We start from the raw sequence: 8,931 nt of genomic DNA, 5'->3' as shown, positions 1-8,931 counted from the left end.
GGCGCCGGGCCGGACGCGGCGCCGGCGCCCGACGGGACGCCCGCCGATGCCGGCGCGTGTCCCGAGTTTCTCGTGGCCGACGACGGGACGGCGGTCGGGCTGTTCGACGTGGTGATCTCCGAGCTGAGCGTGGCGGGCGGCTACCTCGAACTGTTCAATCACACGGACAGCGATGTCGATCTGTCGACGCTGACGGGCCATCGCTGGTGCGTGTTCCCGACCTACCCGCTGGTGAGCGCCGACGCCGTGACCGTCCCCGCGCACGGGTTCGCGACCATTCCGTTGCCCGCGGCGTCGAGCCTGTCCGAGGCCGGCGGCGAGCTGGTGCTGTACAAGGACAGCGCCTACGCATCGCCCAACAGCGTGCTCGACTACCTGTGCTGGGGGACGGGGCAGAAGGTGCGCAAGGCGACGGCCGAGGCGGCCGGCAAGTGGAGCGGCGACTGCCTGCCCGCAATCCCGGCCGGCGGCGCGATCCACCGCAACACGGGCCAAGAGGGGATCGACGCGACCGATTACACGGTCGACGCCACGCAGTCGCCGCTCAACTGCGCGCCGTAGCGCGGCGGGGCGGGCGTGCCGGATCGACGGCGGCATCGCGGACCGCACCCGGCGGATCCGGCCCTGTTCGCCGCCTCTGCGCTGCCGGTGCTGCGCCAGGCGACGGACGATCTGTCGTGGTTGCTCGGGCGCGGCTATGCCGTCGCCGCCGCCACCGCCCTGGTCGGCGACCGCTTCCAGCTCCGCACGCGCCAGCGGCTGGCGGTGCGGCGCGCGGCGTGCGCGGAGGCCCGGCGCCGCGCTCGCCGCGCGCGCCGCGTGGGCGCGGCGGCGCTCGCGAACCGCGCGCTGGCGATCGACGGGTTCAACTGCGTCGTGACGGTCGAGGCGGCGCTGGCGGGCGCCGTCGTCGTCGCCGGCCGCGACGGCGCCCTGCGCGATCTCAGCGCCGTGCACGGCAGCTATCGGATCGTGACCGAGACGGCGGCCGCGATCGCGGCGCTGGTCGCGGCCGCCGCGGGCGCACAGCGGGTCATCTGCTGGCTGGACCGGCCGGTGTCCAACAGCGGACGGCTGGCGGCGCGCCTGCGCGCGGCGGCGCCGGGATGGCAGGTCGAGGTGGTCGACGCGCCCGATCGCGCGCTGGCGGCGGCCGCCGCCGACGCGGTCGTGGCCACGAGCGACGGCGCGGTGCTCGACCGCTGCGGCGCGTGGATCGATCTGCCGGCGGCGGCGCTCGCGGCAACCGGGGCGCCGGTGTGGCGGGTTGCGCTGTGACCGCGGTCGCGCGCCGCTACGCCGGCGGCACGATGCGGTCGACGCCGAGCCACGGTCGCAGCGGTTCCGGGACGAGGACCGAGCCGTCCGGCTGCTGAAGTTGCTCGACCAGCGCGGGCAACAGTCGGCTCGTCGCGAGCCCCGAGGCGTTGAGCGTGTGGACGAACGCGGTCCGTTTCTGGCCCTCGGGCCGGTAGCGGATGTTGGCGCGGCGCGCCTGGTAGTCGCCGGCCCACGAGGCCGACGACACCTCCTTGTAGCCGCCCAGGCTCGGGATCCACACCTCGACGTCGTAGGTCATCTTCATCGAGTCGCTCACGTCGCGCGCGGCCAGCAGCGATGTCCGGAAGTGCAGGCCGAGCTTTTCGACGATCGACTCGGCTCGGCGTACGAGTTCCTGCAGCGCCGCGTCCGCGTCGTCCGGCTCGACGAACTGAAACATCTCGACCTTGTTGAACTGGTGGCCGCGGATGGTGCCGCGCTCGTCGGTGCGGTAGCCCCCGGCTTCTCGCCGGTAGCACGGCGTGTACGCGAACATCTTCAGCGGCAGACGCTCGCGATCCAGAATCTCGTCGCCGTAGATGTTGAGGATCGCCGTCTCGGCGGTCGGCAGCAGGAACCGCTCGCGCTCGCCCTCGGCCGTCTGAAGGTGGAACACGTCGTCGCGAAACTTGGGGAACTGCCCGGCCGCGAACCCGCAGTGTTCCACGAGCAGGTGGGGCGGCAGAACGAACGTGTAGCCGTCGCGAAAGTGCTCGCGGCAAAAGAAGTCGAGCAGCGCCCACTCGAGCGCCGCGCCGAGCCCCTTGTAGATCCAGAACCCGCTGCCGCCGAGCTTGACGCCGCGCTCGTAGTCGACCAGGTCGAGGCGCGTGCACAGCTCGACGTGATCGGCCGCGCCGTCGGGCAGCGCCGGCGGCTCGCCGAACACGCGGACGACCCGGTTGTTGTCCTTGCCGCCGTCGGGGACGCGCTCGTCGGGGATGTTCGGCAGCTCGGCGACGCGGTCGTTCAGCTCGGCCTCGACGCGGGCGAGTTCTTGTTCCATCGCGGCGATCGCCGCCTTGATGTCGGCCGCTTCGGCCTCCAACTCCGGGGCGGTCCCGCCCTGCGCGCGCGCGCGTCCGATCTCCTTGGCCACCTGCTTGCGGCGCGCGCGGTTGGCGTCGAGTGCGCCGATGATCTCGCGGCGGCGGCGGTCGAGGTCCAGGATCGGGCCGATGTCGATCTGGTCGCTCTTGCGCGCGAGGCCGGCGCGTACGGCGTCGGGGTCGCGGCGGATCAGCTCGATGTCGATCATGCGGGCTCCCGGCTCGGTTCGGTCGTGGGCATCGCCTACTTCTACCACGGGGCGGCGCGGGCGACCGCGCGCGTCACGGCGCGCGGCGGCGCCGGCGGCGAGCCGCTCGTCGTCGCGCGTGCGCCGGCGGCTACGCCCGCGCGCGGCGGCGCCGGCGCCGCGTGAGCCACGCGCCGACGCCGAGCCACAGCAACCACGCGCCGGCCGCGGTTCGGCCGCCGCCCGTCGCGGCGCAGCCGCAGCCGCCGGCGTCGCCGGGGTCGTCCACGCCCGCATCGGGGCCGGGCGGCGTCGCCGCGCACTCGGCGTTGTCCGCGATCACCGCAAACGGTGTGTCGTCGATGCCGGCCAGCGCGATGTTGTCGATGAACCACCCCGCGTCGCCCACCGCCGCGTCGGTGCCGATGCGGAACCGCAGCGCGACGGTCTGGCCGGCGAACCGATCGCCGAACCGCAGCTCGGTGTGCGTCATGTTCGGATAATCGGCGCTCTGGCCGACGAACGCGTTGCGGCCGCCGAGCGGGTTGCCGGCCTGCGTCGTGATCGTGCCGCCGTAGCCCGGGTCGGCGAAGTCGGCCACGTCCGTCCAGGTGGTTCCGCCGTCGGTCGAGATCTCGATGACGCCGCCGTCCCAGTAGACGATCTGGCCGCCCGGTCCGCCCTGTTCGCTGGCCTCGAATCGGTAGCGATGATCGAAGGCGACGGTGAACTCGCCGTCGTCGGACACGTGCACCGCCGGCGACCGCAGCCAGTGATCCGACGGCTCGCCGAGGTCCTCGCCGTGCCACTCGTGTTCGGTCGGGCTCGCCGCGACGCGTTGCCACGCGTCGACCACCGGAGTCGCCGGGTCGGCCTCGACGGCCCACACGGTCGCGTCGGCCTCGACGTCGTCGGTCGCGGACGCCGCGAGCTGGACGTCGTAGTTGATGCGCCGGTGGACGGTGGAGGTCACGTCGGTGACGACCGCGGCGTCGTCCGCCAGGGTGACGTCGAGCGCGAGCACCTGGATACCCTCGACGGTGTCGTCGATCGCGACCTCGAACGACGCCGTGGCGCTGTCGAACGGTTCGAGGCGCGCGAGCGACAGCGTGTCGCCGGCCGGGAACCGCACGCCGGGCGTGGACGTCGACAGCGTCACGGTGGTCGCCTTCAGGGCCGCCGCCCCGGTGTTCGTCACCGTCACGTCGATGACGCCGGTCTCGCCGGCGTCGAGGACGCCGTCGCCGTCGCAGTCGCCGTCTCCGAGGACGGCCGCCACGTCGGTGAGGCCGAGCTGGCCGGCGACGTCGAAGCTCTCCACGACGCCGGTGAGATCGATCGAGTCGCGCGGCGGCGATACGGCGCCGGTGCCGAGTCCGCGCTTGGCGAACGCCGCGGCGAGCGCGGCGAAGTCCTTGCTGTCTGCGGCCGCCGCCGCCGCGAGGATGGCGTCGCGCATCTCGGTGTACGTCGGGTTGGCGCCCGACAGTTTGAGGCCGGCGACGACGTAGTCGGACATGCGCCGGTGCGCCTCGTCGAACGACAGTCGGCCGTCGGTGATGAGCGCGATGTGGCCCTCGTGCAGCATCGTCGCCCATACCTCGCCGGCGTTGTGGACCTCGGAGTTCGGGCCGAACTCGCGGATCGGATGGCTGTCCGGCAGCGGCTCGCCGTCCGAGATGTGGCGAAACGTCAGCGCGTTCTTCGTCATGTCGGTGGAGTAGGGCACGCGCCGGATGCCGAAGTAGTAGCTGTCCTCGCTCTGGTTTGCGGTCGCGTAGCCCGCGACCGCGTAGGTGCCGTCGTAGTCGTCGCCTTCGCGCACGATCATGTGCAGCGCGACGAAGTCGCCCCATCCCTCGCCGTGGCCGGCACACTGCTGCGAACCGCCGCACCGGCCGAGGCGGGCGTGCAGGTAGTGGCCCCACTCGTGGGCGACCACGCCGTTGTCGATCGTGCCGTCGTGGCGCAGTCCCTCGATGAAGCCGGCGCGCGATGCGGTGGCGCGCGCGGACGCCGCCCCCAGCGCGTCCTTGATCGCCGTGCCGTCCGTGTACGCGAGGCCGAGCACGGGGATGTCGATGTCGGTCGCGTCACCGCCGAGCGGCGGCAGTGCGCTCGGGTCGGCCGTGTCGTTGTTGACGATGATGAGCGCCGCGGCGCCGGCTTGCTGTGCGTTGCGCGCTTTCGTGACGAACGTGCAGTCGCCGCGGTCGGCCACGGCGATCGCGCCCGACAGGTCGCCGTCGATCGCCTCGCACGCGCGCGTCGGGTTGGCCGAGCCGTCGTCGATCAGCACCAGCGGTCCGGTCGCGCTCGTCTCCTCCGTCGGGCCGAACGCGGAGGCGGACACGCGATACGTTCCCGCGATCGACTCCGGCTCCGTGATCTCGAATCGGGTCTCGCCGACATCGGTGCGCTTGCCCGACCACAGGTACATCTGCATGCGCGGCGAACTGCCGTCGGCGAACGCCGACATGTTGGCGTTGTCCAGCGTGCGGCCGTTGGTGTCCTGCGCTTCGGCGAGCAGCGGATCGCCGTCGATGCCGCCGCGGCCGTAGTTGTCGGCCTGCGCGACGCCGGACGCCTCGTCGAAACCGGAGTCGTAGTACCAGTCGTGCAGCCAGTTGACGGTGTAGAAGATTTGCGTGATCGCGGCCTGCACCTGTTCGGGGTTGGCCGACGGCGCGAGCGTCACGTCGTAGATTCGGTCGAACGACCGGTCGCCGGTCGTCGTGGCGCGAATGTCGCCGTCGGAGAAGCCGTCGGGTGCGTTGTGGTCGGCGTACGCGTCGACGTTGTTGCCGGTGGTGACGGTCGCGCCGGCGGGCAGCCACGGGTCGGCGGTGCCGTCTGGGTTGGTGTTGAAGCCTTCGATGTCGACGAGCCGCGGCGCGGCGAACCCGGGGTCGTAGCCGTCGGGCGTGCCCGTCGGATGTGGCGTCGCGTCGTTGTTCGGCCCGTCGTCGGGACGCCACGGCGCCGTCGGCTCGGCCCACACGCGGTACTCGAACCGATCGGAGAACGTGAGCGGGTAGCGGGTGAGGATGGCGCCGTCGCGCGCGTCGACCACGTACGCCCACGCGAACGCATCGGTCGAGCCGGGCTCCGTGATGTCCAGTTCGACGTAGTACGCCGTGCGCAGCGTGTCGCCGTCGGGGTACAGCACGCGTTTGGCGCGCGCCGGGCGCGCCAGCGAGACGCCGGCGAGGGACGGCGGGCGCGACGCGGCGAGCTGCAGCGCGCGGTAGTGCCCGGGGCGCTCGCCGCGGTCGACGAACGCGGCGGCCGAGATCGCGACGCCGCGGGCGTCCGACAGCGCGGCGGCGGCCGCGGCCTCGGGCCGCAGCGGGAAGCCGCCGAGTTTGGCGGTGATGCCCGGCACCGCCGCGGGGTGCAGCCGACCCGCTACCGCCACCAGGCGGCCGTCGCGGGTCATCATCAGCGACAGCCGCTGGCCGAACACCTCGACGCCGTCGGGCTGCTGGACGTAGGTGACGAGCACGCCGCCTCGGCCCGTGTCGTGGACCAGCGCCGGCGCGGCCGCGGCCAGCGCGGCGGCCGGCAGCCGGTCGCGCGCGGCTTCCCGGGCGAGGTGCCAGTCGGCGACGGCTTGCACGCCGGCGGCGACGACGTCGGCGCGGGGCGCGACGCGGCCGGCCCAGCGGAACGCGGTATCGCCGGCGGCGGCGCGCGCCGGCAGCCACGACACGCCGCGGCGGGCGGCGGTCGCCGAGCCGGCGGCCGCGCGCGGCGGGGCGTCGGCAGGAGCACAGGAGGCGGCGACGGCGGCCGCGACAGCGGCGAAGGAGGCGCAAGCTCGCATGCCGGAGTTACACCGCGCCGCACGCCGCGCGGCAACCGGCCGCCGCTGGCAGGTGCTCGACGGCGCTGGCAGCCGGTGAGAACCGCGGGCAGCAGGGACGTTGACAGCGGCGTTTGCCGCTCTAATTTTTGGGACATGGTTGCGTTCGCGATGTTCCTCGGAGTGACCATCGGGGCCGCAATCGGCGCCGCCACGGGCGACCTGTCGTCGTGGGTCGCGCTCGGGCTCGGGCTCGGCACGGCCGTCGGCGCGTACATCGACTCCACGCGGCGCCGGCGGTTCGCGGTTGGCTGACGGCGGTGGGCGGGCGCGCGGAGGGGCGTCCGTCCTCGGGGAGGGGGATGACCGGACAAGACGGGCTCATCACCAAGGAGACCGCAGCTCGGCGCGCACGGCGCGCGGCGGGCGACGCGGTTCTGCGCGCTGACGGCGTCCCGGTCGACCGCGGCCCGCGGGGGCGATCGTCGGTCGGCGCGCCGGAGATCGTGGCGGCGCACCGGCCGTTGTTTCCGCCCGGCGAGCCGCTACCGATCTGGCGGCGGCGCGCCGGTTGGTGGCGATAGGTTGGCGGCCGGCGGCGGTCGCTACCCCGACACGCGGTTGCGCAGGCGTGCGAGCACGCGCTCGGCCCGGGCGCGCACGGCGGCTGATGCGCTCCGGCGTGCAAGCTGTTCGAGGAAGGGGATGGCCGGTTCGCCGATCTCGTCGAGGATGAACTCGGCTGCGCGGCGGTGGTTGCGGCGGCTGCCCAGAGCGCGGACCGCGGTGCGCACCACCGTCGGGTCCGCGCGCAGGCTCGGGTCGAGCGCGAACGCATCGCGGTAGGCGGCGAACCCGTCGCGACACCAGAAGCGCTGCAGGTAGAGCGTGCCCTGCAGCGCGGCGAGCGCGGCGTCACCGGGGGCGCGCATGCGCCACTGCCGCAGCAGCGCGATCGCCTGTTCCCAGCGACCGTCCCCCGCGAGCGCGCGGGCGCGATCGGCGGCGGCGGCGGCCGATGCGGGCGGGTCCACCAGGCCGGGGTCGGCGCCGGCCTCGCTGCGGGCGCCGGCTTCGTCGGCGCTGTGCGCGCCGCTGCGGGCGCCGGCTTCGTCGGCGCCGCGCGCGCCGGCGGGGCGCGCCCGGTCGGCGCCGTCCGTCGCGCCGGCGATCCGGGGCGCGTTGGCAGTGGGCCGTGCGGCGACGGTCGCCGGCGCGCTCGCGGGCGGCCGTGCGTCTCCCGAGCGCGACGCGCCGGGCCTCCGCGGCGCGTCCGCCGGCGGCGGCATGGCGGCGGCCGGTGGCAGGGCCGACATCCGCGACGCCGCCGTTCGCCGTACGGCCGCAGCGCGCGGTGCGGCCGCGGCGACGGCCGGCGTCGCCGCGGCCGTACGGGCATCGTCCGCGCGCGCGTCGCGTCCCGCGGGGCGCGCGCCGACGATCGCCCAGGCAGCCGCGGCGACCGCGGCCACGGCCATCGTCGCCGCCGCGGCGAGTGCGCGCCGCCTGCGCGCGCGGGGGGCGGGTTGCGCGATGGCGCGCACCACGCCGGGCACGGGCGCGGGAGGCGGCGGCAGCGTCGCCGTCAACCGCACTGCGCGACCGCCGGCGGCGGCGGGAGACCGTGGGGCATCCCGAAACGATGCGGATGCGGAACACCTGGGGGCGGGCCGCGCGCAGGCCGCGGCCCGCGCCGCCTCGATCCGGCGGGCGAACTCCGCCACCGACGGAATGCGGTCGCCGGCGCATTTGGCGAGCCCGTCGCGCAAGATCGCCTCGACCTCGTCGGACACGGTCACGTCGACGGCGACTTCGGCGGCGCGCGGCGGAGGTGTGTGTAGGTGCATCCGTGCGATCGCGTGGTCGTCGTCACCGTCCGCGCAAAACGGCGGGCGCCCCGTGACCATCTCGAACAGGATGACGGTGAGCGCGTACACGTCGGCGCGCGCGCCGCCCGAGCCGGCCGTCGACGCGCTGGGGGCGCCGGCCGCCGCGGTCGCGAACTGCTCCGGCGCGCGATACATGAGTTCGTCTGCGGACGGAGCCTCCGCGTATGGAATGCCCAGGTCCAGGACGAACGCGGCGCTGTCGTCGCCGTCGCGCGGCGACAGTACGATGCGCCCGGGTACGAGTCGGCCGTGGGCGACACCGGCCGAATGCGCGGCATCGAGGACGCGGGCGATGCGCGCGGCGATGCGCAGCGCGCGGTCGACGGGGAAGCGTTCGATTCGCTCGAGCGCCGTCGACAGCAATTCGCCGCGCACCCATTCGGTCGCGACGTACATGGAATCGTCGTCGACGCGACCGACGTCGATCACGTGGGGGATCCCCGGCGCGCGCGGTACGGCTCGCGCATGCCGCTCGAACTCGTCGGTCGCCGGGTAAGCCGTGAGCGCCACGTCGCGAGCGGCGACGAGGTCTTCGGCGCGCCACCTGCGCGGCGCGCGCGGGTCGGGCACAGGCGCGACGAGACGGAAGCGGCCGGCGACCACCGCGCCCGCCGTCCAGGCTCCGGTCGAACGCATCGGGGCGAAACGTAACGCAAACCGGACGCGACTTCACCGCATTT

General features: G+C 74.3%; 6 protein-coding genes. 3 read left to right on the top strand and 3 right to left on the bottom strand.

All coding sequences use genetic code 11. The annotated features are described in order from the left end of the window. On the top strand, positions 1 to 561 hold a 561-nt coding region (locus D6689_18745; GenBank protein RMH38745.1), incomplete at its 5' end, for a hypothetical protein. A gap of 15 nt (positions 562 to 576) precedes the next feature. After that, positions 577 to 1,278, top strand: a complete 702-nt coding sequence (locus D6689_18740; protein RMH38744.1) for a DUF434 domain-containing protein — start codon at positions 577 to 579, stop codon at positions 1,276 to 1,278. Between the two features lie 16 nt (positions 1,279 to 1,294). Here D6689_18740 and D6689_18735 read toward each other — a convergent pair whose 3' ends face one another. Beyond that, positions 1,295 to 2,578: a serine--tRNA ligase gene (locus tag D6689_18735; protein RMH38743.1), complete on the bottom strand. Its 1,284-nt coding sequence runs from the start codon at positions 2,576 to 2,578 to the stop codon at positions 1,295 to 1,297. Between the two features lie 130 nt (positions 2,579 to 2,708). Beyond that, the gene (locus D6689_18730) at positions 2,709 to 6,383 is read right to left on the bottom strand and encodes a peptidase (GenBank protein RMH38742.1); all 3,675 of its coding nucleotides are present in this window, start codon (positions 6,381 to 6,383) and stop codon (positions 2,709 to 2,711) included. Positions 6,384 to 6,724: 341 nt separating this feature from the next. Between D6689_18730 and D6689_18725 the strand changes: the two genes are divergently transcribed. Continuing rightward, the gene (locus D6689_18725; protein ID RMH38741.1) at positions 6,725 to 6,946 is read left to right on the top strand and encodes a hypothetical protein; all 222 of its coding nucleotides are present in this window, start codon (positions 6,725 to 6,727) and stop codon (positions 6,944 to 6,946) included. A 21-nt stretch (positions 6,947 to 6,967) separates the two neighbouring features. Here D6689_18725 and D6689_18720 read toward each other — a convergent pair whose 3' ends face one another. Continuing rightward, positions 6,968 to 8,887, bottom strand: coding sequence for a hypothetical protein (locus tag D6689_18720; GenBank protein ID RMH38740.1), 1,920 nt, complete (start codon positions 8,885 to 8,887; stop codon positions 6,968 to 6,970). Between the last annotated feature and the right edge of the window lie 44 nt (positions 8,888 to 8,931).

The sequence above is a fragment of the Deltaproteobacteria bacterium genome, assembly GCA_003696105.1.
Lineage (GTDB): Bacteria > Myxococcota_A > Polyangia > Haliangiales > J016 > J016.
This window is presented reverse-complemented; position numbering and strand designations above follow the sequence as displayed.